The organism is Polaribacter sp. SA4-10 (assembly GCF_002163835.1).
In the GTDB taxonomy this organism is placed as follows: Bacteria; Bacteroidota; Bacteroidia; order Flavobacteriales; family Flavobacteriaceae; genus Polaribacter.
Window position 1 is genome coordinate 2,729,118 of record NZ_CP019331.1, and the last position, 24,999, is coordinate 2,754,116.

Here is a 24,999-nt window from a genome sequence, read left to right on the forward strand (position 1 = left end):
TTCAGGTTTTAAAACCTGAAAGACTTTTAAACAAAAGAATTGAAAGAACAATTACAACATATTAAAATTGGAAATTTCACCACAGAAAAAGGTGCTTTAATTCCTGAACTTAATTTAAGTTTTCATGTTTTTGGAAAAGAATTAGGTACAGCTCCTGTTGTTTTAGTAAATCATGCATTAACTGGTAATAGTAATGTTGCAGGTAATGAAGGTTGGTGGATAGATATTGTTGGTGAAAATAAAGCGATTAACACAGCTGTTTATACCATTTTATCTTTTAATATTCCTGGTAATGGTTTTGATGGTTTCTTAATTGAAAACTATAAAAGTTTTATTGCTAGAGACATTGCAAACCTGTTTTTAATCGGATTAAAAGAATTAAAAATCAATAAATTATTTGCTTTAATTGGAGGTTCTTTAGGAGGAGGAATTGCTTGGGAAATGATGGTTTTGAACACTAAAATTACGCAACATTTTATTCCTGTTGCAACAGATTGGAAATCTACAGATTGGTTAATTGGAAATTGCCAAATACAAGAGCAATTTTTAGTAAATTCTAGCAATCCTGTTCATGATGCCCGTATGCACGCAATGTTGTGTTATAGAACTCCAGCATCTTTTAAAGAGCGTTTTCAACGGTCTAAAAATGAAGATGCTACAGTTTTTAATGTAGAGAGTTGGTTGTTGCACCATGGAGAAAAACTGCAAGAACGGTATCAATTATCTTCTTATAAATTAATGAATCAATTATTAAAAACAATTGATGTTACAGATAGTGGGAAAAAGAAGATAGAAATTCTTGATAAAATAGAAGCTAATATTCACATTATTGGAGTTGATTCAGATTTATTTTTTACTGCGGAAGAGAATAAAGAAACGCATAAAAAGTTAGCATTAACAAAAGACAATGTTACCTACAACGAAATAAATTCTGTGCATGGACATGATGCTTTTTTAATTGAATATGAGCAATTACAAAAAATTATTGAGCCTATTTTTAATGAAGACTATAGAGAAAAGAAGATGAAGGTATTAAAGTTTGGAGGGAAATCTTTAGCAAACGGAAAAGGACTGGAAAATGCTATAGAAATTATAGTAAGTAAATATAAAAATGGAGAAAAAATTACGGTTGTTGCTTCTGCAAGAGGAAATACTACAGATGATTTAGAAGCTATTTTAAACAAGGCAGCAAATAAAAAACCATACAAAGAAGATTTTGAGAAATTTAAAGAATATCAATTAGAACCAAATAGTTCTGTTGATTTTTCTAAAGAATTTTCAACTTTAGAAACCATTTTTGAAGGGGTTTCTCTTTTAGGAGATTATAGCCAGAAAATTAAAGATACCGTTTTAGCACAAGGAGAGTTGTTGTCTGTAAAACTAATAACAAGTTTGTTAGAGAAATTAGGGGTTTCTGCAAATGCTATAGATGCAAGAAAGCTAATTATTACTGATGAAAACTTTGGAAATGCACAACCAATAGCAGTTATTTCTAAAGAAAATGTGATTGCACACTTTAAGAAATTTGATCCAGAAATTGTACAAGTTGTAACAGGATATATTGCTTCTAATAAGAAAAATGAAACGACAACTTTAGGTAGAAATGGTAGTAATTACACTGCTTCATTATTGGCAAATTATTTAGATGCAGAAGAATTACAAAACTACACACACGTAAACGGAATTTTTACTGCGAATCCAGATTTGGTTGCAGATGCAAAGAAGATTGAGCAATTATCATTTTCTGAAGCGAATGAGTTAGCCAATTTTGGAGCAACAATTTTACATGCAAAAACCATCATTCCATTATTAGAAAAAAACATAAACCTTAGAATTTTAAATACGTTCAATTTAGAAGATAAAGGCACGTTAATTACAGCAGAATCATCATCAAAAGGAATTAAATCTATTTCTACAATTGATAATGTTGCTTTATTAAATTTTGAAGGTAGAGGTTTGTTAGGTAAAGTTGGTGTTGATGCTCGTATTTTTAAAACTTTAAGTGATCGAAATATTAGTATCAGTATTATTTCTCAAGGTTCTTCAGAAAGAGGAATTGGGTTAATTATTGATGCTGATAAAGCACAAGAAGCTGTTGCTGCTCTTGAAAAAGAGTTTGAAAATGATTTTTATTCACAAGATGTTAATCAGATTTCAATTGTAAATAATGTTGCAGTAATTTCTATCATCGGTCAAGATTTAAGTGAGTTTCATCATCCTTATAATGCATTGATTAAAAACCAAATTGTACCCGTTTTATTCAATAATACGGTTACAGGTAAAAACGTGAGTTTGGTGGTTAAAAAAGACCAATTACACAAAGCTGTCAATGTAATTCATGGTCAAGTTTTTGGAGTTATAAAAAAAATAAATATTGCCATTTTTGGAAAAGGTTTGGTTGGTGGAACTTTAATTGATCAAATAATTGAAAACACACAAGCTGTTTTAGAAAGAAGAAAGATTCAACTAAATGTTTTTGCTGTTGCTGATTCTAAGAAAGTGTTGTTAAATAAAGAGGGTGTTTCTAAAGATTGGAAAGAAAATCTTTTAGAAAATGGAGATTCAACTACTTCTATTGATGCTATTATTGCATTTGAAAAAGAGCACCATTTTGAAAACCTAATCGTTGTAGATAATACGGCAAGCGTTAATTTTGTGAGTAATTATATTCCGTTTATAGAAGCTGGTTTCGATTTGGTTTCTTGTAATAAAATTGCAAACACGTTGTCTTTTGATTTTTACAAAGAAGTAAGATCTAAACTAAAAGAATACAAAAAGCAATATCTGTATGAAACCAATGTTGGTGCAGGTTTGCCTTTAATTGATACCATTCGTTTATTACATGAGTCAGGAGAAAATATCACTAAAATTAGAGGTGTTTTTTCAGGGAGTTTAAGTTACCTCTTCAATACTTTTTCGGCGGAGAATGTTTCTTTTTCTGAAACATTACAAGAAGCAATTGATAAAGGTTTTACAGAACCAGACCCACGAGAAGATTTAGGTGGAAATGATGTTGCTAGAAAATTATTAATTTTAGCAAGAGAATTAGATTTAGAAAATGAATTATCAGAAGTAGAAATCAAAAATCTAATTCCAGAAAATTTAAGAAAGGGTTCTGCAGATGAATTTCTAGGTAATTTAGAATTATTAAATGCTGAATATCAATCTTTAAAAGAGCATCAAAAACCAAATCACGTTCTACGTTATATTGGTGAGTTAAGTGGAGATTTATCACAAAATAAAGGAAAATTAGAAGTGAAATTAGTTTCCACACCAAAAAGCACCCCATTAGGATCCTTAAAAGGTTCTGACGCAATATTTGAAATTTACACAGAATCTTATGGAGATCAACCCATTGTAATTCAAGGAGCAGGAGCAGGGGCAAGTGTAACTGCAAGAGGTGTTTTTGGAGATATTTTAAGGTTAGCAAAACATAATAACTAAAAAAGAAGGTAGTTTTTAGTTGGCAGTATTTCAGTCAATTCGGAACAACAAATAACCATTAAAAATGAGCAAACATTTCGAAACAGAAGCAATTAGAGGTCAAACAGAAAGAAGTCAGTTTTCTGAACATTCTACCCCATTATATTTAACATCAAGTTTTGTTTTTGATGATGCAGAAGACATGCGTGCATCCTTCGCAGAAGAAAAAGAGCGTAATTTATATAGTAGATTTACAAACCCGAACACAACAGAATTTGTAGATAAGATTGTAGCTATGGAAAGAGCAGAGGCAGGTTATGCTTTTGCAACAGGAATGGCAGCTATTTTTTCTTCATTTGCGGCTTTATTAAGTGCAGGAGATCATATTGTTTCTTGTAGATCTGTATTTGGGTCAACACATGGAATGTTTACCAATTATTTACCAAAATGGAATATTGAAACTTCTTATTTTAAGGTGAATGAAGTAGAATTAATAGAAAGCTTAATCAAAGAAAACACAAAAATTCTTTATATAGAAACACCAACAAACCCTGCTGTAGATATTTTAGATTTAGAATTGATTGGCAAAATTGCAAAAAAATACAATCTTATTTTTATTGTTGATAATTGCTTTGCTACGCCTTATATACAACAGCCAATTAAATTTGGCGCTGATTTAGTAATTCATTCTGCAACAAAATTAATTGACGGTCAAGGAAGAGTTTTAGGTGGCGTTACTGTTGGTAACAAAGAGTTGTTAAGAGAAATCTATTTATTTGCTAGAAATACTGGGCCTGCCATGTCTCCTTTTAATGCTTGGGTGTTGTCTAAAAGTTTAGAAACATTATCAATAAGAGTAGAAAAACATTGTGAAAATGCTTTAAAAGTTGCAACTTTTTTAGAGGGAAATGAAAATGTAGCATTTGTAAAATATCCTTTCTTAAAATCGCATCCTCAATATGAAGTAGCTAAAAAACAGATGAAATTAGGTGGGAATATTGTTGCTTTTGAAATTAAAGGAGGAATTGAAGCTGGAAGCGCTTTTTTAGATAAAATAAAAATGTGTTCATTATCTGCTAACTTAGGAGACACTAGAACAATTGTAACACATCCTTCATCTACAACACATGGTAGATTGTCTCAAGAAGATCGTTTAGAGGTTGGTATTACGGATGGTTTGGTTAGAGTTTCTGTTGGATTAGAACATGCAGAAGATATTATTGCAGATATTCAACAAGCTTTAGAATTATAATAAATACATCAAAAATATAAAGCATGAATTATAGACTTTTCTGTTTCTATAATTCATGTTTTTTTTATTACAAAAGTGTGTCCTACTATTTTACTATAGTAATCACATTAAATTGTGTAATTTTGTTTTATGCTTTCAAAGAAAACAAAATACGGAATAAAAGCGCTTACTTATTTGGCAAGACAAGAGAATAAAACTCCTGTTTCTATTGCTACAATATCTAAAAGTGAAAATATTTCTTTAAAGTTTTTAGAAAGTATATTACTTACACTTCGTAAAAATGGAATTTTAGGATCTAAAAAAGGAAAAGGTGGAGGTTATTATCTTTTAAAAGAACCTAATGAAATTCAAATGACTTCTATTATGCGTGTTTTAGAAGGTCCAATCTCAATGATTCCTTGTGTTAGTTTAAACTTCTATGAAAAATGTGAAGACTGCCCTGATGAAAATTCTTGCGCAGTAAATAAATTGATGATTGACGTTAGAGATAGTTCGCTAAAAATCTTTAGAAACACTACGTTGTCAGATTTGTGTAATTGCTAAAAAGCCATCTTCTTATTTTATTAAAATGTATTCATTACTAAATCCTTTTAGTAATTGAGTATTCTTAATTTTTTCATCCTTTTTTTATTAATCTACTAAATCTATAGGGTTTATATATATTATTTTAATTTTATACATTTCAAACTTTAAAAAAACATTAATTTCGCATACTCTATTGGTTTAGTAGGGTATTTAGTTTTTATGATTGTAGAGCAAATGATTTTAAGTAGAAAGGAAGCAGAATCAAATTTTGAAAAAGATATAAGTTCAGAGAAACCGCTGCGAAGTATTGCAAAGGCATTAAGCTGGAGGATTGTAGGAACTATAGATACATTAATAGTTTCTTATATATTAATAGGCGAATTTATTTTAGCAGCATCAATAGCTTCTGTAGATTTTTTAACCAAATTAGTATTGTATTTCTTTCATGAAAGATTGTGGAATAAAATAAAATGGGGTAGGTAATGAGTTTAGATTTAGAGCAAATTAACAAAGAATTAAAAGGTAAAAGACCAGCAGAAATAATTGCCTGGGCTCTTTCTTTAGGAAAAAATGCAGTAATCACTACCAACTTCAGACCTTATGAAGTAGCAATATTAAAAGCGGTTACAGATGTGCAAAAAGACATTAAAGTAATTTGGTGCGATACAGGTTATAATACGATACAAACCTATAAACATGCAGAAGAAATAATAGAAAAACTGAACTTAAACATTTATTTATATACACCAAAACAAACGGTTGCTCATAGAAATGTTGTTTTAGGAGTTCCATCAGTTGAAGATCCTAAACATGTAGTTTTTACAGAGCAAGTAAAATTAGAGCCTTTTTCTAGAGCAATGAAAGAGCACCAGCCAGAAGTTTGGTTTACTAACTTAAGAAAAGGGCAAACTGCATTTAGAGATAGTATAGATGTAGTCTCACAAAGTAAAGATGGTATTATAAAAGTAAGTCCGTTTTACAATGCAACAGATCAAGAATTAGATGCTTATTTAATTGAAAAAGGTTTGCCAAATGAGTTTGTGTATTTCGATCCAACAAAAGTAGAAAGTAATCGAGAATGTGGATTACATATCTAAAAAGATAAAATTATGAGTCAAGAAACAATAAAAGTAGCTGCTTTAGAAAGTGAAGCAATTTATATTTTTAGAGAAGTTGTAGCACAATTTGAAAAACCTGTGTTATTATTTTCAGGAGGAAAAGACAGTATTACGTTAGTGCGTTTAGCGCAGAAAGCATTTTTTCCTGCAAAAATTCCTTTTCCATTAATGCATATTGATACTGGTCATAACTTTCCTGAAACCATAGAATTTAGAGATCGTTTGACTAAAGAGTTGGGCGTTGAGTTAATTGTAAGAAATGTTCAAGATAACATTGACAATGGAACTGTAAAAGAAGAAACTGGGAGATATGCAAGTAGAAATATGTTGCAAACAGAAACGTTATTAGATGCTATTGAAGAGTTTGGTTTTGATGCTTGTATTGGTGGCGCAAGAAGAGATGAAGAAAAAGCAAGAGCAAAAGAAAGAATTTTCTCTGTAAGAGATGATTTTGGACAATGGGATGAAAAAAACCAACGTCCAGAAGTATTTGATATGTTAAATGGGCGTATTGATTTAGGACAAAATGTACGAGTTTTTCCAATTTCTAATTGGACGGAATTAGATGTTTGGTCTTATATAAAACAAGAAGATATCGAAATTCCTTCTATCTATTTTGCACACAAAAGAAAAATATTTGTAAGAGATGGTATGATCTGGTCTGCAGATGATACAGTTGTTTTTAGAGATGAAGAGGAAATAGTAGAAGAAAGAATGGTTCGGTTTAGAACTGTAGGAGATATGAGTTGTACAGCAGCCGTTTTATCTGATGCAGTAGATATTGCAAAAGTTGTTGAAGAAATTAGAGATTCTTCTATTTCAGAAAGAGGAGCAAGAATTGATGATAAGCGTTCTGAAGCAGCTATGGAAAAAAGAAAAAAACAAGGGTATTTTTAAAATTTGCCTTTAGCAATTGGCTATTAGCCTTTAGCGGAAAATGAAAACGATTACAAACTAAGCTAATAGCCAAAAGCTAATAGCGAACAGCTAATAAAAATGAAAGTACTAAAAATAGCAACAGCAGGAAGTGTAGATGATGGTAAAAGTACCTTAATTGGTCGTATTTTATATGATACAAAATCATTGACTGATGATAAATTAGAAGCAATAGAAGAAAAGAGCAAACAGCGTGGTTTTGATTATTTAGATTTTTCTTTAGCAACAGATGGTTTAGTTGCAGAACGTGAGCAAGGAATCACCATTGATGTTGCACATATTTATTTTTCAACGCCATCTAAAAGTTTCATTATTGCAGATACTCCAGGTCATATAGAGTACACTAGAAATATGGTTACAGGAGCTTCAACTGCACAAGTTTCTATTGTTTTAATTGATGCTAGAAACGGAGTGGTAGAGCAAACTTATCGTCATTTTTTTATCAATAATTTATTAAGAATTAAAGAGGTTGTAATCGCTATAAATAAAATGGATTTGGTTAATTTTTCTGAAGAGAAATACAATGTTATCAAAGGAGAAATTGAATATTTAGCAAGTAAAAGTGAATATAAAGGTCAGAATTTAACTTTCATTCCATTATCTGCTTTACAAGGGGATAATGTAGTTTCTGTATCAGAAAATATGCCTTGGTATACCGGTGTAACATTAATGCATCATTTAGAAAGTTTAGATACAGAAGATGTAAGTGATGTTTCTCAAGTACGTTTTCCTGTTCAAACAGTAATTAGACCAAAAACAGAAAAGTATCACGATTTTAGAGGATATGCAGGTAAGATTTATGGTGGAGATTTATCAGTGGGAGATGAGATTTCTGTTTTACCATCGCAAACAAAATCAAAAATTAAAAGTATTAATTTCTTCAATAAAGAGTATGCAACTGCTAAAAGAGGAAGTGCTGTTACGATCACTTTAGAGGATAATGTAAATGTAAGTAGAGGAGATATGTTGGTAAAAGTAAATGAAGAACCAACAATTGCAAAACAATTAGCGGCAACTATTTGTTGGATGGATAGAGAGCCTTTACAAGCATTGCAAAAATACTATATCAAACATGGTGTAAATGATGCGCAGGCGAAAATCACGAAACTATCAAGTATCATTAAAACTGATTTTTCTGGAATTGAAGAAAATCCATCTGAATTAGTATTAAATCAAATTGGAGATGTGCAACTAAAAGTAAGTAAACCATTGTTATTTGATTCTTATAAAGACAATAAATCTAATGGATCTTTTATTTTAATCAACCCAAAAACGAATAATACAGTTGGAGTAGGTTTTATAAAATAAAAGCCCCTTTTAATTCCCCGAAGGGGAAATTTAGCAAGTTTGCTAATAAATGAAAAAAATAGAAAATAATTAACAATATTCTTACCTACCGAGTAAGAGTTCCTTCCCCTTGGGAAGGTTAGGATGGGCTTTAATATGCAAAGTTTTAGAACCGAAATAGAAAATCCAATTGTAGAAAAAGATATTATTGAATTAGCAGATAAAATTGCTGCTTTCAATAACCTACAAATAGATGAAGAAAAATTTAGAAGTTTACGTTTAGCAAGAGGAGTTTACGGTCAGCGTCAACAAGGCGTTCAAATGATTCGTATTAAGCTTCCTTATGGTAAAGTAATGAGTAATCAATTACGAAGAATTTCTGAAGTTTCAGATGAATATTCAAGAGGAAGATTACATATTACAACACGTCAAGATATTCAAATTCACTATGTAGATTTACAACGAACGCCAGAATTGTGGGCAGCATTAGAACGTGATGATGTTACTTTACGTGAAGCTTGTGGTAATGTGGTAAGAAATGTTACTGCATCTGAAACTGCTGGGATAGATATTAACGAGCCTTTTGATGTTTCTCCTTATGCAGATGCATTGTATAAATTCTTTTTACGTAATCCTATTTGTCAAGAAATGGGGCGTAAATTCAAGGTTTCTTTTTCTTCTACGGATGAAGATACAGGTTTGTCTTATTTACATGATTTAGGATATATTGCTAAAATTGAAAACGGAGTTAGAGGTTTTAAAGTGATGGCTGCAGGAGGGCTAGGTTCTCAGCCAAGACATGCAGAAACGTTGTATGAGTTTTTACCTTCAGATAAAATTATTCCATTAATGGAAGGAGTTTTAAGAGTTTTTGATCGTTTTGGAGAACGTAAAAGTAGAGCCAAAGCAAGAATGAAATTTTTATTAAAAGATATCGGTTTAGAAGCTTTTAGAAACTTAATTGAAGAAGAACAAAAAGCAATTGAATTTAAAACGGTTGCTATTGATGTTGCCTCTTATGTGACGTCAAAACCAGTTACAATTGAAGCTCCAGAAGTAGAAATTAAAGACCAAACAGCTTTTGATTTGTGGAAATCAACAAACTTGATTCCTCAAAAACAAAAAGGATATGTTGCAATCGGAATTAAAGTTTTATTAGGAGATTTTTATACAGACAAAGCAAGGTTATTAGCAGATTTAGTTGAGACATACGCAGCAGGAGAAGTTCGTTTAACCTTACGCCAGAATATCGTAATCCCTTTTGTAAAGGAAGATTTAGTGCCACTTTTCTATTCGGAATTAAAAAAACTAGAATTTGTAGAAGCAGGTTATAATAAAGCGGTAGATATTACAGCGTGTCCTGGTACTGATACGTGTAATTTAGGAATTTCAAGTAGTACAGGAATCGCAAAAGAATTAGAAAAAGTAATTGCTGCAGAATATCCTCAGTACTTAAAAAATGAAGATTTAGTTATAAAAATCAGTGGTTGTATGAATGCTTGTGGACAACACAATATGGCAAACATTGGTTTTCAAGGAATGACAGTAAGAACTCCAGATAAATTAGTTGCACCAGCATTACAAGTTTTATTAGGTGGAGGTAATTTTGGAAATGGAAACGGAGCTTTTGCAGATAAAGTAGTAAAAGTACCAAGTAAAAGAGGTCCTGAAGCTTTGCGAAGAATTTTTAATGATTTTGAAGCAAATGGAAACGGACAGCAATTTGTTACCTATTATAAGGAAAAAGGAGAAAAATATTTTTACGATTTATTAAATGATCTACAAGACGTTACTAATTTAACTCAAGAAGATTTTATTGATTGGGGAGAAGAAGAAAAATATGTTAAAGCAATAGGAATTGGAGAGTGTGCAGGAGTTATGATCGATTTAATTGCCACTTTATTTTTTGAAAGTGAAGAGAAAATTGAAAATGCAAATGAAGCTTTTGAAAACGGAGTGTATTCTGGTGCTATTTATTATGCATATCAGTCTTTAGCCAATTCTGCAAAAGCAATGTTATTGGCAGCAGAAAAGAAAACGAATACACACGCAAGTATTATTTCTCAATTCGATGAAGAATTTATTTCAACAAGAAAAATAGACCTAGGTACTTCTTTTACAGATATGATATATCAAATTAATAAATTTTCGCCAACAAAAGATTTTGCATCAAAATATATAGACAATGCAACTATTTTTTTACAAAAAGTAAGAGCATATAGAGAAGCAGCAATAACAACAAAAGCTCTTTAAAGAATAGAATGAATATAAAGAAACCAAAATTAACAGTTGTTGGTGCAGGACCTGGCGATGTAGATTTAATTACAGTAAAAGCAATAAAAGTTTTAAAAACTGCGGATGTAGTTTTGTACGATGCTTTGGTGAATGAAGAATTACTAGATTATATAAACCCAGAAGCAGAACAAATTTTTGTAGGAAAAAGAAGAGGTTGTTATAAATATCAGCAAGAACAAATAAATGAATTAATTGTAGCTCGAGCAAAATCAAGCGGACATGTGGTTCGTTTAAAAGGTGGTGACCCATTTATTTTTGGCAGAGGTGCAGAAGAAATGGAATATGCTGCAAGTTTTGGTATAGATGTTGATGTTGTTCCTGGAATTTCATCATCATTAGCAGTAGCTGCTTATCAAAATATACCCTTAACAAAACGTGGAAGTGCAGAAAGTTTTTGGGTAATTACAGGCACAACAAAAGAGCATAAAAGATCTAATGATATTGCGTTGGCAGCAAAGTCAAGTGCTACTGTAGTTGTTTTAATGGGTATGAGTAAATTATCTCAAATTGTAAAGTTTTTTCAAGATGAAGGTAAAAGTAATTTACCTGTAGCAATTATTCAAAATGGAACTACTGTTAGAGAAAAAGTAGGAATTGGAACGGTAGCTACTATAGAACATATTGTTGCAGAAAAGGAATTAAAAAATCCTGCAATTATTGTGTTGGGAGAGGTTGTAAAACATCGTAAAATAATTTTAGATATAAAGCAACAATATGCAAATGTGTTACAAGGATAGTTTAATGGAAAGAAATAATTTATATCCTATTTTTTTAAAAACACAAAACTTACAAGTATTAATTATTGGAGGTGGTTTTGTGGCTGAAGAAAAGTTGACTTTTTTATTAAAGTCGAGTCCAGATGCAAATGTAACAATCGTTTCCCCAATGTTTAGAGAAGGTACAAAAGCCTTAGCTAAAAAAGGAAACGTAAAACTCATCAATAAAAAATACAGTAGACGTTACTTAAAAGGAAAACATATTGTAGTGGCAACAACAGAGTTTCCTAAAGTAAATGAAACTGTTTATGCGCATTGTAGAAAGCGAAGTATTTTAGTTAATGTTGCTGATAATCCTCCATTTTGCGATTTTTATATGGGAGGTATTGTAACCAAAGGGAATGTAAAATTGGCTATTTCTACAAACGGAAAATCGCCAACAACAGCCAAAAGATTGCGTCAATTTTTTGAGGATGTAATTCCTGAAAATGTAGATGATTTGGTACAGAATTTAAATGAGTTTAGAAAAACAATAAAAGGAGATTTCGAACAAAAAGTGGAAACGCTAAACGAATTCACCAAAGGATTAATTGAGAAAAAAGAATCTTAATATGATTACAACAGATATACTAATTATTGGAGCAGGACCAACAGGATTATTCACCGTTTTTGAAGCTGGATTATTAAAGTTAAAATGTCATTTAATTGATGCATTACCGCAACCTGGAGGTCAGTGTTCAGAGATCTATCCAAAGAAACCAATTTATGATATTCCTGCATATCCAGAAATTTTAGCAGGAGATTTAACTCAGAAATTAATAGAACAAACAAAACAATTTGAACCTGGTTTTACTTTAGGAGAAAGAGCAGAAACAATTGATAAGCAAGATGATGGAACGTTTATTGTAACAACCAATAAAGGAACAAAACATCATGCAAAAATTGTTGCAATTGCCGGAGGTTTAGGTTCTTTTGAACCAAGAAAGCCACTAATTCCTACTATTGCAAATTTTGAAGATAAAGGTGTAGAATACATTATTAAAGAACCCGAATTATACAGAGATAAAAAAGTTGTGATTTCCGGAGGTGGAGATTCTGCTTTAGATTGGGCTGTTTTCTTATCAAATGTTGCCTCAGAAGTAACTTTAATTCATAGAAGAAATGAATTTAGAGGTGCTTTAGATTCAGTTGAAAAAGTACAAGAGCTAAAGAATTTAGGAAAAATTAGAATGATTACTCCTGCAGAAGTAAAAGGAATTATTGGTACAGATAAAGTAACAGGTGTTGCCGTTGAGAAAAAAGGCGAAGATGCTTTTATTGTAGATACAGATCACTTTATCCCTTTGTTTGGTTTATCGCCAAAATTAGGTCCAATTGGAAACTGGGGATTAGAAATTGAGAAGAATGCGATCAAAGTAAATAATGCATTAGACTATCAAACAAATATTCCAGGAATTTATGCAATTGGTGATGTAAATACATATCCAGGAAAATTGAAATTGATTTTATGTGGCTTCCATGAAGCAACTTTAATGTGTCAAAGTGCCTACAAACGTATTTTTCCAAATAAAAAATATGTAATGAAGTATACAACTGTTGGTGGTGTAGATGGTTTTGACGGAACAAGAAAAGAAGCACCAAAAGCAGTAGTAAAAGCAATTCAATAGCACAATTTTTGTTAGGTTTATGTAATTTTGCAGACAATAACAATAAAAGAGAAAAAAGATGCAAGACATCAATATAAAAATAACAGATAGAAACGGTGAAACTCATGAAGTTGTAGCGCCAACAGACATGGCAATGAACTTAATGGAAGTAGTTCGTTCTTATGAATTGGCAGAAGAAGGTACAATTGGAGTTTGTGGAGGAATGGCGATGTGTGCATCCTGTCAATGTTATGTGGTGTCAGATCATAAATTACCAGAAATCACGGATGATGAAGATGCGATGTTAGCAGAAGCGTTTAACGTAGAAGATAACAGTAGATTAGGATGTCAGATACAGATGACATCAGAAATGAACGGGTTAGAAGTAGTATTAGCTCCAGAAATGTAATAGCTAAAATGAAGAGAGCTGAAGAAATTGTAGTATTAAAAAACTATAGTATGTGTTTAAGAGATGCTGTAGAAATTTTCACCAAAGAAATTATCAATAATTTATTTGATGCAAATCATTTGGCAGAAAAAGGTGCGCAAACAAAAAATAAATTTCTAAAGATTCTAGAGCGATTGTCTATTGAAAACGGTGAAGATATTTGGAGAAGTTTTAATGATTCTTTTTATGGAATCAGACAAAAATTAGATTTAGATGCTATTGCTGCAGAAAAAAATGATCCTGCTTCTAAAAGTTTAGAAGAAATTTATTTAGCGTATCCTGGTTTTTATGCAATTGCTGTTCACCGTTTAAGTCATAAATTGTTAAAATTAGAAGTTCCTGTTTTACCAAGAATGATGAGTGAATTTGCGCATAGTTCAACAGGTACAGATATACACCCAGGTGCAGAAATAGGGGATTCTTTTTTTATAGACCATGCAACAGGAATTGTTATAGGAGAAACTACTGTTATAAAAGATAATGTGCAAATTTTTCAAGGAGTTACATTGGGAGGTATTCAAGTAAAAAAAAGTTTAGCATCTACAAAAAGACACCCAACTATAGAAAGTGGAGTTGTTATTTATGCAAATGCAACCATTTTAGGTGGAGACGTTGTTATTGGAGAAAATTCTGTAATTGGAGCAAATGTTTGTATCACAGATTCAGTCCCAAGTAACTCAATTGTAACAGTGCAATCAGAAAATAATATTTTTCAAAAAAGAAATTAATATGAAAACTAAAACTATTATAGATTTTGTAGGAAATACCCCACTTGTAGAAGCGAAAAATATTTTACAAAAAGAAGGTGTTACGTTATTGCTAAAATTAGAAGGTAATAATCCTGGAGGAAGCGTAAAAGATAGAGCTGCTTATAATATGATTTCTGAAGCAATTAAAAGAAAAAATATTAGAAAAGGAGACACTTTAGTTGAAGCAACTAGTGGAAACACTGGTATTGCATTAGCGTTAATGGCAAAAGTTTTAGGTGTTAATATGGTATTGGTTTTACCAGAAAATTCAACTGAAGAAAGAATAAAGACAATGCGTTCTTATGGGGCAAAAGTAATTTTAACTTCAAAAGAGTTAGGTATGGAAGGCTCTAGAGATCATGCGTTAAAATTGAAGTATAAAAAAGGATATTATCGTTTAAATCAGTTTGATAATACAGATAATTCTAAAGCACATTACAAAACTACGGGTCCAGAAATTTGGAGAGATACAGAAGGAGAAGTAACACATTTTGTTTCAGCAATGGGAACAACAGGCACTATTATGGGTGTTTCAGATTATTTAAAAGAACAAAATCCTAATATAACTATTATTGGAGCGCAACCAAGTGAAGGATCTCGAATTCCTGGAATAAGAAAATGGACAGAAGAATACATGCCAGCAATCTTTACACCATCTAAAGTAGATGAGGTAATTGAAGTAAGCGAAAAAGAAGCAAAAGCTATGACACAGAGGTTAGCGTCTGAGGAAGGTATTTTTGCAGGTATGAGTAGTGGAGGTTCGGTAGCAACTGCGTTAAAAGTTGCTAAAAAGATAGACAAAGGAGTTATTGTTGCTATCATTTGTGATAGAGGAGATAGATACTTATCATCTACTTTGTTCGAAAAAGATTAGATTTTACAAATAGATTCTGCAAATAAAAAAATAATCCTTTTCTTTGTAAAATAGTTCATTAACTTATTGATTACGTTATCACGAAAGGCAGAGGGATTAGACCCGTTGACGCCTTAGCAACCCATTTCTTTTCGAAATAAAGGTGCTACATTCTACAGTTTATCCTGAACTTATTTCAGGAATTAATCTGACAGATAACAGCGAAAAAATTACTTTTCCTGATGACATATTGATGAAAATATCATAATAATGTCAAATATATATAAAGCTTTACAAGAACGAATTTTGGTTTTAGACGGTGCTATGGGCACGATGCTACAAGCTTATAAATTTACTGAAGAAGATTTTAGAGGAGAACGCTTTAAAGAATATCCAACACCTTTACAAGGCAATAATGATTTGTTGTCTCTAACGCAACCAGAAGCTATCAAAACCATTCACGGAAAATATTTTGAAGCGGGTGCAGATATTATAGAAACCAACACTTTTTCTGGTACTACAATTGCAATGGCAGATTATCAAATGGAAGATTTGGTGTATGAACTAAATTACCAATCTGCAAAAATAGCCAAAGAAGTTGCAAATGAATTTACTGCAAGAGAACCTCATAAACCACGTTTTGTAGCAGGTTCTATTGGCCCAACAAATAGAACTGCAAGTATGTCTCCAGATGTAAATGATCCTGGTTATAGAGCTGTAACTTTTGATGATTTAAGAATTGCATACAAACAACAAACAGAGGCTTTAATTGATGGTGGAATAGATTTATTATTGGTTGAAACAGTATTTGATACTTTAAATGCAAAAGCAGCTTTGTTTGCTATAGAAGAAGTAAAAGAAGAAAGAAATATAGACATTCCAATAATGTTAAGTGGAACGATTACAGATGCTTCAGGAAGAACATTATCTGGGCAAACTGCAGAAGCTTTTTTAATTTCTGTTTCTCATATTCCATTATTATCTGTAGGATTTAATTGTGCATTAGGCGCCAATTTATTACAACCACATTTAGAGGCGATTGCGAACAAAACGGATTTTGCGATTTCTGCACACCCCAATGCAGGTTTGCCAAATGCTTTTGGGGAGTATGATGAATCTCCAGAAGAAATGGGTGAGCAAATTGAAGAATATTTAAAGAAAAATTTAATCAATATTATTGGTGGTTGTTGTGGTACAAGTCCAGAACATATTAAAGTCATTGCAAATATTGCTGCAAAATATAAACCAAGAAAACATGCGGAACATGTTTCAAAAGTTAACTAGCGGGAAAGAAGATGAAAGTGAAACAAACTAAATACATGCATTTATCAGGATTAGAGCCACTAATCTTGAATGAAAACAGCAATTTTATAAATGTAGGTGAAAGAACGAACGTGGCAGGATCTAAAAAATTCTTACGTTTAATAAAAGAAGAAAGATTTGATGAAGCTCTAGATGTTGCAAGACATCAAGTAGATGGAGGAGCTCAAATTATAGATATTAATTTCGATGATGGTTTAATTGATGGAAAAGAAGCGATGGTTCGTTTTTTGAATTTAATTGCTGCTGAACCAGATATCTGTAGAGTCCCAATTATGATTGATAGTTCTAAATGGGAAATCATTGAAGCGGGTTTAAAAGTAGTACAAGGTAAGTGTGTTGTAAATTCTATTTCTTTAAAAGAAGGGGAAGAAAAATTTATTTGGGAAGCAAAACAAATAAAACGATATGGAGCTGCAGTAATTGTTATGGCTTTTGATGAAACGGGACAAGCAGATAGTTATGATAGAAGAATAGAAATAGCAAAACGTTCTTATGATGTTTTAGTTCATAAAGTTGGCTTTGCATCCGAAGATATTATTTTTGATTTAAATATTTTTCCTGTTGCTACAGGAATGGATGAGCATAAAAGAAATGCTATTGATTTTATTGAAGCAACACGTTGGGTAAGACAAAATCTTGAAAATGTATCTGTAAGTGGAGGTGTAAGTAATGTGTCGTTTTCTTTTAGAGGGAATAATGGCGTTAGAGAAGCAATGCATTCTGTGTTTTTATACCATGCAATTCAAGCAGGTATGAATATAGGTATTGTAAACCCTGCCATGTTAGAAATTTATGATGACATTCCAAAAGATTTATTAGAACGTGTAGAAGATGTAATTTTAGACAGAAGAGAAGATGCAACGGAACGTTTGTTAGATTTTGCTGAAACCGTAAAAGGGTCTAAAGTAGGTAAAACTGCAGATTTATCTTGGAGAGAAAAACCATTGCAAGAAAGAATTACACACGCTTTGGTAAAAGGAATTGATGCTTTTATTATTGAAGACGTAGAACAAGCAAGACAAGAAGCAGAAAAGCCAATCGAAGTCATTGAAGGAAATTTAATGATTGGTATGAATGTGGTTGGAGATTTATTTGGAGCAGGAAAAATGTTTTTACCACAAGTAGTAAAGTCTGCACGGGTAATGAAAAAAGCGGTAGGTTATTTAAATCCTTTTATAGAAGAAGAAAAAGGCGATTTACAAGAACCTGTTGGTAAAATTTTAATGGCAACTGTAAAAGGGGATGTTCATGATATTGGTAAAAATATTGTAAGTGTTGTTTTGGCTTGTAATAACTACGAAATTGTAGATTTAGGAGTGATGGTTCCACCAGAAAAAATTATTGAAGCCGCTAAAAGAGAAAACGTAGATGCCATTGGGTTATCTGGTTTAATAACGCCTTCTTTAGATGAAATGGTGTATTTAGCCAAAGAAATGGAACTTCAAAATTTTGTATTACCATTACTTATTGGTGGCGCAACAACATCAAAAGCACATACAGCAGTTAAGATAGATACACAGTATAAAAATGCAGTTGTTCATGTAAATGATGCATCTAGAGCTGTTACAGTTGTGGGTGATTTATTAAACAAAAAAACGTCACATATTTACACTGCAAAATTAAAGAAAGACTATGATGAGTTTAGAACTAAGTTTTTAAAACGAGGTAAAGAAAAATCATATGTTTCTATTGAAGAAGCGCGTAAAAGAAAATATAAAATTGATTGGAAAACAGCAGAAATTATAAAACCTAATCAATTAGGTATTCAAGTTTTAGAGCAGTTAAGTTTAAGAGAATTAGTTCCTTTTATAGATTGGAGTCCGTTTTTTAGAAGTTGGGATTTACATGGTAAATTTCCGGCTATTTTAACTGATAAAGTTGTGGGTGAACAAGCCTCTATAATGTATGAAGAAGCACAACAAATGATTAAAGAAATTATTGCAAAACAACTTTTAAAGCCAAAAGCAGTTTTTGGTTTGTTTGAAGCAAATTCTATTAATGAAGATGATATTTCTGTTCAGAAAAAAGGAAAAGAAGTTGCTATTTTTAGAACTTTACGTCAGCAATTAAAAAAGCGTGAAGGAATTCCTAATATAGCATTGTCAGATTTTATTGCTCCAAAAGAAACTGGGGTAACAGATTATATGGGGGCTTTTTGTGTGGGAATTTTTGGAGCACAAGAATTAGCAGATAGTTACAAAGAAAAAGAAGACGATTATAATGCAATTATGGCGCAAGCAATTGCAGATAGGTTTGCAGAAGCATTTGCAGAATACTTGCACAAACAGGTGAGAACAAAATTTTGGGGTTATGATGCTGATAAAGATTTAACAAATGATGATTTAATTAAAGAAAGTTATAAGGGAATTAGACCTGCACCCGGGTATCCTGCGTGTCCAGATCATTTAGAAAAAGAAACCATTTGGGATGTACTAAAAGTAGAAGAAAATATTGGAGTTACTTTAACTGAAAGTTTAGCAATGTGGCCGGCAGCATCGGTTTCTGGGTATTATTTTGCAAACAAAGAAGCAAAATATTTTGGTTTGGGTAAAATGACAGATGATCAAATTACAGATTATTCAGAAAGAAAAGGCATTACAAAAGCGAAAGCAAGAAAGTGGTTGCATCCTAATATTGCAGAACAATAGAAAATGGAATTTATAGAATTACATTTAGGAAGCTATATTATTTCTCATGGTTATGATAAGAATAACAAAGAGCTAGTTGTACCTATTCTTGCAGGTAAATTTGGTAAAAAATTAGTTGCAGTTTAACGAATTAAATCTTTAAGTGAAAAATATAATCTGACAGATTATGTAGATGGAAGATGGATATATTGGGAATATCAAGAAGATTTTGAAGATGTAAAAAAGTGACTAAGTAAGCAGCGTTAGATATTGAAACCGTTCAAATAGCTGCTCATATTTTTAACCTTTTTATGCTGAACTTGATTCAGTATAAAAAGATATAGTGAAAAGCGCGACCTGAAAAGAAACTCCAAAAAAAATAAAATACTGAACTAAATTCAGCATAAATGAAAATTACAGATCACATAAAAAAAGCAGCAGGAAAAACATTGTTTTCATTTGAAATTATTCCGCCAAAAAAAGGAAATAATATTCAAGATTTATATAATAATATAGATCCATTAATGGAATTTAACCCACCTTTTATAGACGTTACAACTTCGAGAGAAGAGTATGTGTATATTAATAAAGCAGATGGTTTATTAGATAGAAAAATAACTAGAATGCGTCCTGGAACTCTTGGTATTTGTGCTGCAATTAAGCATAAATATAATGTAGATACAGTGCCTCATGTGTTGTGTGGAGGTTTTACAAAAGAAGAAACAGAGTACCTTTTGGTAGATTGTCATTATTTAGGAATTGATAATGTAATGGCGTTGAGAGGAGATGCAATGAGTCATCAAAAGTATTTTACAGCAAATGACGGAGGGAATCATTATGCTGCAGATTTAGTATCTCAAATTAATGATTTGAATTCTGGAAAATATTTGCACGATGTTATAGAGTCTACCACTAAGCCAGATTTTTGTATTGGAGTTGCAGGGTATCCAGAAAAACATTTAGAATCTCCATCATTACAAACTGATTTAAGACGTTTGAAGGAAAAAGTTGATGCTGGTGCAGATTATGTAGTAACGCAAATGTTTTTTGATAATCAGAAATATTTTGAATTTGTAGAAGCTGCCAAAAAAGCAGGAATTAATGTGCCTATTATTCCAGGAATTAAACCAATTGCTGTAAAACGTCATTTGCAATTATTGCCTCAAGTTTTTAGAATTGATTTACCAGAAACATTAATTTCTAATGTTGAGCGTTGTAAAACAAATAAAGATGTTCGTCAAGTAGGAATTGAATGGGCAATTCAACAATCTAAAGAATTATTAGCAGCAGGTGTTCCTGTATTGCACTATTATTCTATGGGTAAAAGTGATAATATACAAGCAATAGCATCTGAGTTGTTTTAATTAAAACAATGTTCTTGAAGTTTTATTTTAAGTATAAACACAATTTATAGACAAATAGTAAAAAGTAATTTTTGTAAAATAGAAGTAGTTAAAATTTTGATTACTTTTGTAGCATAAAACTAGAATAACAATTTAAAAAAAATAATATGGCATTAGAAATAACAGATGCAAATTTTGAAGAAGTAGTATTAAAGTCTGATAAGCCAGTATTGGTAGATTTTTGGGCTGCTTGGTGTGGACCTTGTAGAATGGTTGGACCAATAGTTGATGAAATTTACGCAGAATATGAAGGTAAAGCGATTGTTGGTAAAGTAGATGTTGATGCAAATCAAGAATTTGCAGCTAAATACGGAGTACGTAATATACCAACTGTTTTAATCTTTAAAAACGGAGAAGTTGTAGATAAACAAGTAGGTGTTGCACCTAAAAATGTTTACACGGGTAAAATTGATGCTGTTATATAAATAGTATTATTTTTTTTTAATAAGATAAAGGTTTGGCTAACGTCAAACCTTTTTTTATTTTTAGAACTTTAATAGTATGCAACTCTATTTTACTACATACACATATAGCTTGTGTTTTCTATGTGCCTTTGTGGTTTTAAGGTTTGTATTTTTTAATTAAACCAGAATGATGAAGAATTTTTTATACCTATTATGTATTGTGTTTTTTGTTTCTTGTGACAAGCAAGACAATAAACTAAAACTTGAAACAGGAATCTCTTTTGAATTGTCAAAATATAGAAAGCAACAAATTTCTGATGTTGTTTATAATTTGCATTTTAAAATTCCGAAAGAAAAAACCAATCCTATTTCTTCAATATTGGAAGTAAATTTTATCATTAATGATTTAGTAAACGATGTGTTTCTAGACTTTAATGAAGATGCTTCAAAACTACATTCAATCAAAGTAAATGGTAAAAAAACAGCAATTCATCATCAAAAAGAACATGTAATTATTAATAAAAAATTATTGAGTTTAGGTAAAAATAGTGTTGAAATATTTTTTGATGCAGGAGAAAAATCACTCAATAGAAATGAAGAATTTTTATACACGCTATTGGTTCCTGATAGAGCAAGTACATTATTTCCTTGTTTTGATCAACCAGATATAAAAGCCAAATACAATTTAAGAATTACAGCTCCAAAAGATTGGAAAGTTCTTTGTGGTGCTTTTGAAGAAAGTAGTTTAGAGGTTGATGATTTTACAGAACACAATTTTGCAACTTCAGATTTAATGAGTACCTATTTGTTTTCTTTTGTAGCTGGTAAATTTACCCAAGAAACTAAAAATCCAGGAGCGTTTGATATGCGCTTTTTATACAGGGAGAATAACAAAGAAAAGATAACTGAAAGTGTTGGTGAAGTATTTAAAATTCATCAGAATTCTATCGATTTTTTAGAAGAATATACCGCTGTTAAATTCCCTTTTCAAAAAATGGATTTTGCTGCAATTCCACCTTTTCAATATGGAGGTATGGAACATGTTGGTGCAATTCAATACAGACAATCGTCGTTGTTTTTAGATAAAAATGCAACTCAAAATAGAAAATTAAGTAGAGCAAAATTAATTGCACACGAAACTTCACATATGTGGTTTGGAGATTTGGTTACAATGAAATGGTTTAATGATGTTTGGATGAAAGAAGTTTTTGCCAACTTTATGGCAGATAAAATTATGAATCCTGTTTTCCCTGAAGTAAATCATGATTTAAACTTTATGATGAGTCATTACCCAAGTGCCTATTCAGAAGACAGAACAAAAGGCACTAATGCTATTCGTCAATATTTAGGAAACCTTAAAAATGCAGGTTCTTTGTACGGGAGAATTATTTATAACAAAGCGCCAATTATGATGCGTCAGTTGGAGTATTTGTTGGGTGAAGAAGGTTTTAGAGATGGAATTCAAGAGTACATAAAAACCTACCAAAACTCAAATGCAGATTGGAATGAATTGGTTTCAATTTTGGATAAAAAATCACCAGCAGATATAAAAAACTGGAGTGATGTTTGGGTAAATTCATCGGGAAGACCTATTTTTTCTGAAGAGATTAAATATGATGAAAAAGGAAATGTTACGAAGTTTATTATTCATCAAAATGCAGAAGATGGTTCTGATAAAGTTTGGACACAGTCTTTTAAAATTAAACTGTTAGATGAAAGTGGGTTTGAGAAAGGGATCAATATAGAAAACATGGGCGCTTCTTTTGATATCTCTGAAGCCGTTAAAGATTTTAAGCCTGAGCAAGTTTTATACAATACAAATGGTTTTGGATATGGTGTTTATCCTATTTATAAAATTAAGATTTCTACTTTTAAAGAGATCAAAGATGAGGTTTCTAGAGGATATCAATTTATTAATCTATATGAAAATATGTTACTAGGAAATGAAATTCCATTAACAACGTTTCAAGTTTTTTTAGATGCGATTCTTATAGAAAAAAACGAATTAATAGTAAATTATTTATCAGGAAGAATTGAAACTATCTTTTGGTCATTTTTACATCAAGAACAACAAGATAAAATTCAAAATAAAACAGAGAATAGCATTGCTGTTTTACTAGAGAAAGAACTGCCAGCAAATATTAAAAAAACGTTATTTGGTTTATATCAATCAATTGCAATTTCTGAAGAAGGAAAAGAAAATTTATATCAAATTTGGAAAGAAAATAAGAAGATTAAAAAGCTGTTTTTAAATGAAAATGATTTTACTTCATTAGCAATAAAATTAGCAATTTTTAAACATTCAAAAGCGGCAGAAATAGTAGAAGAACAACATACTAGAATTTCAAATAAAGATCGATTAGAGCGTTTTAAATGGCTGATGCCATCACTTTCTAATGATGATGAGGTAAGAGCTACTTTTATGAGTTCTCTTTTACAAAAAGAAAACAGAGAAAAAGAGTCTTGGGTTCAAACTGCTTTGAGTACGATTCATCATCCGTTAAGACAAAATTCATCAACAAAGCATTTAAAGTCGGTTTTAGAAAAATTAGAAGAAGTACAATTAACAGGAGATATTTTCTTTCCTAAAGGATGGTTAGCTAGTTCTATTGGTAATTATTCATCTAAAGAAGCTTTTGATATTTTACAGCAGTTTCTAAAAGAAAACCCAAATTATAATCCAATTTTATTAAAAAAGCTATTGCAAACTACTGATAATTTAACCAGAGCTCAAAGCATTAAAAAATAACATGAATTTATCCGAAGTTAAAACATCTGAAATTAAAAACTTAGACCTACTTGCAAAACAAGTGGTAGAAGGTTTTGTAACAGGTATTCATAAAAGCCCATTTCATGGGTTTTCTGTAGAATTTTCTGAGCATAAATTATACAATAAAGGAGAAAGTTCAAGGCATATAGATTGGAAGCTTTTTGCAAAGACAGAAAAATTATATACCAAAAAATATGAAGAAGAAACAAATCTTCGTTGTCATATTATTATAGATAATTCTGCTTCTATGCATTACCCAGTTGTAAAAAAGCAATCTTTAGGTACTCTAAATAAAATTGGTTTTTCTGCAGTTGCAGCAGCTTCTTTAATGGAGATTTTAAAAAGGCAAAGAGATGCTGTTGGTTTAAGTATCTATTCTGACTCTTATGAGTATTATGCACCAGAAAAAGGATCTGCGCGTCATAGGAAGATGATTTTGCATCAGCTAGAACAATTACTGGTTTCAAGTTCTAAGAAAACTACAGAGACGTATAAATATTTACATGAAATTGCAGAAAAGATTCATAGACGGTCATTAATCTTTCTTTTTACGGATATGTTTCAACCAACAAAAGATAATAAAGCCCTTTTTGAAGCTTTACGTCACCTAAAATATAACAAACATGAGGTGGTTTTGTTCCATACTTATGATGAAAAAACAGAATTAAGCTTCGATTTTGACAATGCACCCAAAAAATTTGTAGATGTTGAGACTGGGGAAGAAATAAATATCTACGCAGAAAATATTCAAGAAAAATATAAAGAATTTGTTAGTGCGTATTTTAAAGAGTTGAAAAATAAATGTTTACAGTATAAAATAGATTATGTTCCTGTAGCTATTAACCAAGGATTTAATGCGGTTTTAACCGCATATTTAATAAGAAGAAAAAAAATTAAATAATTTTTGATTTTATGCTTGTGTACTTAAAAATGTGTGTTATATTTGCACCCGCTATAAGCAACGGTTTGGTAGTTCAGTTGGTTAGAATACCTGCCTGTCACGCAGGGGGTCGCGGGTTCGAGTCCCGTCCAGACCGCTTAAAAAGTCCTTAACAATCTATTTATTAGAGAGTTAAGGATTTTTTGTTTTCTGTTTAGTCCGTGTTCTTTTAAGTTGTTTTCTATCTTCGGTTTAAAATCCAAAAAAGGTAAGTTATTTAATGGAGGATTAATGAATTGTATTTATTGTTAGTGACTTCTTTAAAAGAGTTAAGTGTCTAAAAA

21 protein-coding genes, 1 tRNA gene and 1 riboswitch are annotated in these 24,999 nt (G+C 31.2%); all 22 genes read left to right on the forward strand.

Annotated features, from left to right (window positions below; all coding sequences use genetic code 11):
- Positions 1-39 precede the first annotated feature (39 nt).
- Positions 40-3,444, forward strand: coding sequence for a bifunctional aspartate kinase/homoserine dehydrogenase I (thrA, locus tag BTO04_RS11935; protein WP_087564714.1), 3,405 nt, complete (start codon positions 40-42; stop codon positions 3,442-3,444).
- Between the two features lie 64 nt (positions 3,445-3,508).
- Positions 3,509-4,675 carry a PLP-dependent aspartate aminotransferase family protein gene (locus tag BTO04_RS11940; protein ID WP_087564715.1) on the forward strand — a complete coding sequence of 389 codons (1,167 nt, stop codon included), beginning with the start codon at positions 3,509-3,511 and terminating at the stop codon, positions 4,673-4,675.
- A gap of 129 nt (positions 4,676-4,804) precedes the next feature.
- Positions 4,805-5,218 carry an Rrf2 family transcriptional regulator gene (locus BTO04_RS11945; RefSeq protein WP_087564716.1) on the forward strand — a complete coding sequence of 138 codons (414 nt, stop codon included), beginning with the start codon at positions 4,805-4,807 and terminating at the stop codon, positions 5,216-5,218.
- Between the two features lie 201 nt (positions 5,219-5,419).
- Entirely contained in the window at positions 5,420-5,683 is a 264-nt protein-coding gene (locus tag BTO04_RS11950) for a DUF2061 domain-containing protein (RefSeq protein ID WP_087564717.1), read from the forward strand.
- A complete protein-coding gene (locus tag BTO04_RS11955; protein WP_087564718.1) occupies positions 5,683-6,297 on the forward strand; it encodes a phosphoadenosine phosphosulfate reductase family protein in 615 nt (204 codons plus the stop codon). The genes BTO04_RS11950 and BTO04_RS11955 overlap by 1 nt, the downstream gene beginning before the upstream one ends.
- A gap of 12 nt (positions 6,298-6,309) precedes the next feature.
- Positions 6,310-7,215: a sulfate adenylyltransferase subunit CysD gene (gene cysD, locus BTO04_RS11960; RefSeq protein WP_087564719.1), complete on the forward strand. Its 906-nt coding sequence runs from the start codon at positions 6,310-6,312 to the stop codon at positions 7,213-7,215.
- A gap of 99 nt (positions 7,216-7,314) precedes the next feature.
- Positions 7,315-8,562, forward strand: a complete 1,248-nt coding sequence (locus BTO04_RS11965) for a sulfate adenylyltransferase subunit 1 (protein WP_087564720.1) — start codon at positions 7,315-7,317, stop codon at positions 8,560-8,562.
- A 135-nt stretch (positions 8,563-8,697) separates the two neighbouring features.
- Positions 8,698-10,794, forward strand: a complete 2,097-nt coding sequence (locus BTO04_RS11970) for a HEPN domain-containing protein (protein WP_087565410.1) — start codon at positions 8,698-8,700, stop codon at positions 10,792-10,794.
- A gap of 8 nt (positions 10,795-10,802) precedes the next feature.
- The gene (gene cobA, locus BTO04_RS11975) at positions 10,803-11,573 is read left to right on the forward strand and encodes a uroporphyrinogen-III C-methyltransferase (RefSeq protein ID WP_087564721.1); all 771 of its coding nucleotides are present in this window, start codon (positions 10,803-10,805) and stop codon (positions 11,571-11,573) included.
- A gap of 4 nt (positions 11,574-11,577) precedes the next feature.
- On the forward strand, positions 11,578-12,162 hold the full coding sequence (locus tag BTO04_RS11980) for a bifunctional precorrin-2 dehydrogenase/sirohydrochlorin ferrochelatase (RefSeq protein ID WP_087564722.1): 585 nt from the start codon (positions 11,578-11,580) through the stop codon (positions 12,160-12,162).
- 1 nt (position 12,163) lies between these two features.
- Complete coding sequence (locus tag BTO04_RS11985) at positions 12,164-13,219, forward strand: NAD(P)/FAD-dependent oxidoreductase (protein ID WP_087564723.1); 1,056 nt, start codon at positions 12,164-12,166, stop codon at positions 13,217-13,219.
- 58 nt (positions 13,220-13,277) lie between these two features.
- Positions 13,278-13,607, forward strand: a complete 330-nt coding sequence (locus tag BTO04_RS11990) for a 2Fe-2S iron-sulfur cluster-binding protein (protein WP_087564724.1) — start codon at positions 13,278-13,280, stop codon at positions 13,605-13,607.
- Between the two features lie 8 nt (positions 13,608-13,615).
- On the forward strand, positions 13,616-14,374 hold the full coding sequence (epsC, locus tag BTO04_RS11995; protein WP_087564725.1) for a serine O-acetyltransferase EpsC: 759 nt from the start codon (positions 13,616-13,618) through the stop codon (positions 14,372-14,374).
- 1 nt (position 14,375) lies between these two features.
- Positions 14,376-15,269 carry a cysteine synthase CysM gene (gene cysM / locus BTO04_RS12000; RefSeq protein WP_087564726.1) on the forward strand — a complete coding sequence of 298 codons (894 nt, stop codon included), beginning with the start codon at positions 14,376-14,378 and terminating at the stop codon, positions 15,267-15,269.
- A gap of 72 nt (positions 15,270-15,341) precedes the next feature.
- Positions 15,342-15,470: riboswitch (SAM riboswitch) on the forward strand.
- Positions 15,471-15,518: 48 nt separating this feature from the next.
- On the forward strand, positions 15,519-16,532 hold the full coding sequence (locus BTO04_RS12005; RefSeq protein WP_087564727.1) for a homocysteine S-methyltransferase family protein: 1,014 nt from the start codon (positions 15,519-15,521) through the stop codon (positions 16,530-16,532).
- A gap of 11 nt (positions 16,533-16,543) precedes the next feature.
- Entirely contained in the window at positions 16,544-19,219 is a 2,676-nt protein-coding gene (gene metH / locus BTO04_RS12010; RefSeq protein ID WP_087564728.1) for a methionine synthase, read from the forward strand.
- A 3-nt stretch (positions 19,220-19,222) separates the two neighbouring features.
- Positions 19,223-19,345, forward strand: coding sequence for a hypothetical protein (locus tag BTO04_RS15655; RefSeq protein WP_302849195.1), 123 nt, complete (start codon positions 19,223-19,225; stop codon positions 19,343-19,345).
- A 260-nt stretch (positions 19,346-19,605) separates the two neighbouring features.
- On the forward strand, positions 19,606-20,562 hold the full coding sequence (metF, locus tag BTO04_RS12020; protein ID WP_087564729.1) for a methylenetetrahydrofolate reductase [NAD(P)H]: 957 nt from the start codon (positions 19,606-19,608) through the stop codon (positions 20,560-20,562).
- 146 nt (positions 20,563-20,708) lie between these two features.
- Positions 20,709-21,026 (forward strand): thioredoxin, encoded by a 318-nt coding sequence (gene trxA, locus BTO04_RS12025; RefSeq protein WP_087564730.1) that lies wholly within the window; start codon positions 20,709-20,711, stop codon positions 21,024-21,026.
- A gap of 166 nt (positions 21,027-21,192) precedes the next feature.
- A complete protein-coding gene (locus BTO04_RS12030) occupies positions 21,193-23,754 on the forward strand; it encodes a M1 family metallopeptidase (RefSeq protein ID WP_368356226.1) in 2,562 nt (853 codons plus the stop codon).
- Position 23,755: 1 nt separating this feature from the next.
- Positions 23,756-24,676 (forward strand): DUF58 domain-containing protein, encoded by a 921-nt coding sequence (locus BTO04_RS12035; protein ID WP_087564732.1) that lies wholly within the window; start codon positions 23,756-23,758, stop codon positions 24,674-24,676.
- Between the two features lie 62 nt (positions 24,677-24,738).
- Positions 24,739-24,812: transfer RNA gene (locus BTO04_RS12040), tRNA-Asp, on the forward strand.
- Positions 24,813-24,999: the final 187 nt, after the last annotated feature.

What these genes read in the sequence shown, in the direction of transcription:
- BTO04_RS11940 (WP_087564715.1), top strand. Translation starts at nt 3,509, where the DNA reads ATGAGCAAACATTTCGAAACAGAAGCAATTAGAGGTCAAACAGAAAGA.
- BTO04_RS11945 (WP_087564716.1), top strand. Translation starts at nt 4,805, where the DNA reads ATGCTTTCAAAGAAAACAAAATACGGAATAAAAGCGCTTACTTATTTG.
- BTO04_RS11950 (WP_087564717.1), top strand. Translation starts at nt 5,420, where the DNA reads ATGATTGTAGAGCAAATGATTTTAAGTAGAAAGGAAGCAGAATCAAAT.
- BTO04_RS11955 (WP_087564718.1), top strand. Translation starts at nt 5,683, where the DNA reads ATGAGTTTAGATTTAGAGCAAATTAACAAAGAATTAAAAGGTAAAAGA.
- cysD (WP_087564719.1), top strand. Translation starts at nt 6,310, where the DNA reads ATGAGTCAAGAAACAATAAAAGTAGCTGCTTTAGAAAGTGAAGCAATT.
- BTO04_RS11965 (WP_087564720.1), top strand. Translation starts at nt 7,315, where the DNA reads ATGAAAGTACTAAAAATAGCAACAGCAGGAAGTGTAGATGATGGTAAA.
- BTO04_RS11970 (WP_087565410.1), top strand. Translation starts at nt 8,698, where the DNA reads ATGCAAAGTTTTAGAACCGAAATAGAAAATCCAATTGTAGAAAAAGAT.
- cobA (WP_087564721.1), top strand. Translation starts at nt 10,803, where the DNA reads ATGAATATAAAGAAACCAAAATTAACAGTTGTTGGTGCAGGACCTGGC.
- BTO04_RS11980 (WP_087564722.1), top strand. Translation starts at nt 11,578, where the DNA reads ATGGAAAGAAATAATTTATATCCTATTTTTTTAAAAACACAAAACTTA.
- BTO04_RS11985 (WP_087564723.1), top strand. Translation starts at nt 12,164, where the DNA reads ATGATTACAACAGATATACTAATTATTGGAGCAGGACCAACAGGATTA.
- BTO04_RS11990 (WP_087564724.1), top strand. Translation starts at nt 13,278, where the DNA reads ATGCAAGACATCAATATAAAAATAACAGATAGAAACGGTGAAACTCAT.
- epsC (WP_087564725.1), top strand. Translation starts at nt 13,616, where the DNA reads ATGAAGAGAGCTGAAGAAATTGTAGTATTAAAAAACTATAGTATGTGT.
- cysM (WP_087564726.1), top strand. Translation starts at nt 14,376, where the DNA reads ATGAAAACTAAAACTATTATAGATTTTGTAGGAAATACCCCACTTGTA.
- BTO04_RS12005 (WP_087564727.1), top strand. Translation starts at nt 15,519, where the DNA reads ATGTCAAATATATATAAAGCTTTACAAGAACGAATTTTGGTTTTAGAC.
- metH (WP_087564728.1), top strand. Translation starts at nt 16,544, where the DNA reads ATGAAAGTGAAACAAACTAAATACATGCATTTATCAGGATTAGAGCCA.
- BTO04_RS15655 (WP_302849195.1), top strand. Translation starts at nt 19,223, where the DNA reads ATGGAATTTATAGAATTACATTTAGGAAGCTATATTATTTCTCATGGT.
- metF (WP_087564729.1), top strand. Translation starts at nt 19,606, where the DNA reads ATGAAAATTACAGATCACATAAAAAAAGCAGCAGGAAAAACATTGTTT.
- trxA (WP_087564730.1), top strand. Translation starts at nt 20,709, where the DNA reads ATGGCATTAGAAATAACAGATGCAAATTTTGAAGAAGTAGTATTAAAG.
- BTO04_RS12030 (WP_368356226.1), top strand. Translation starts at nt 21,193, where the DNA reads ATGATGAAGAATTTTTTATACCTATTATGTATTGTGTTTTTTGTTTCT.
- BTO04_RS12035 (WP_087564732.1), top strand. Translation starts at nt 23,756, where the DNA reads ATGAATTTATCCGAAGTTAAAACATCTGAAATTAAAAACTTAGACCTA.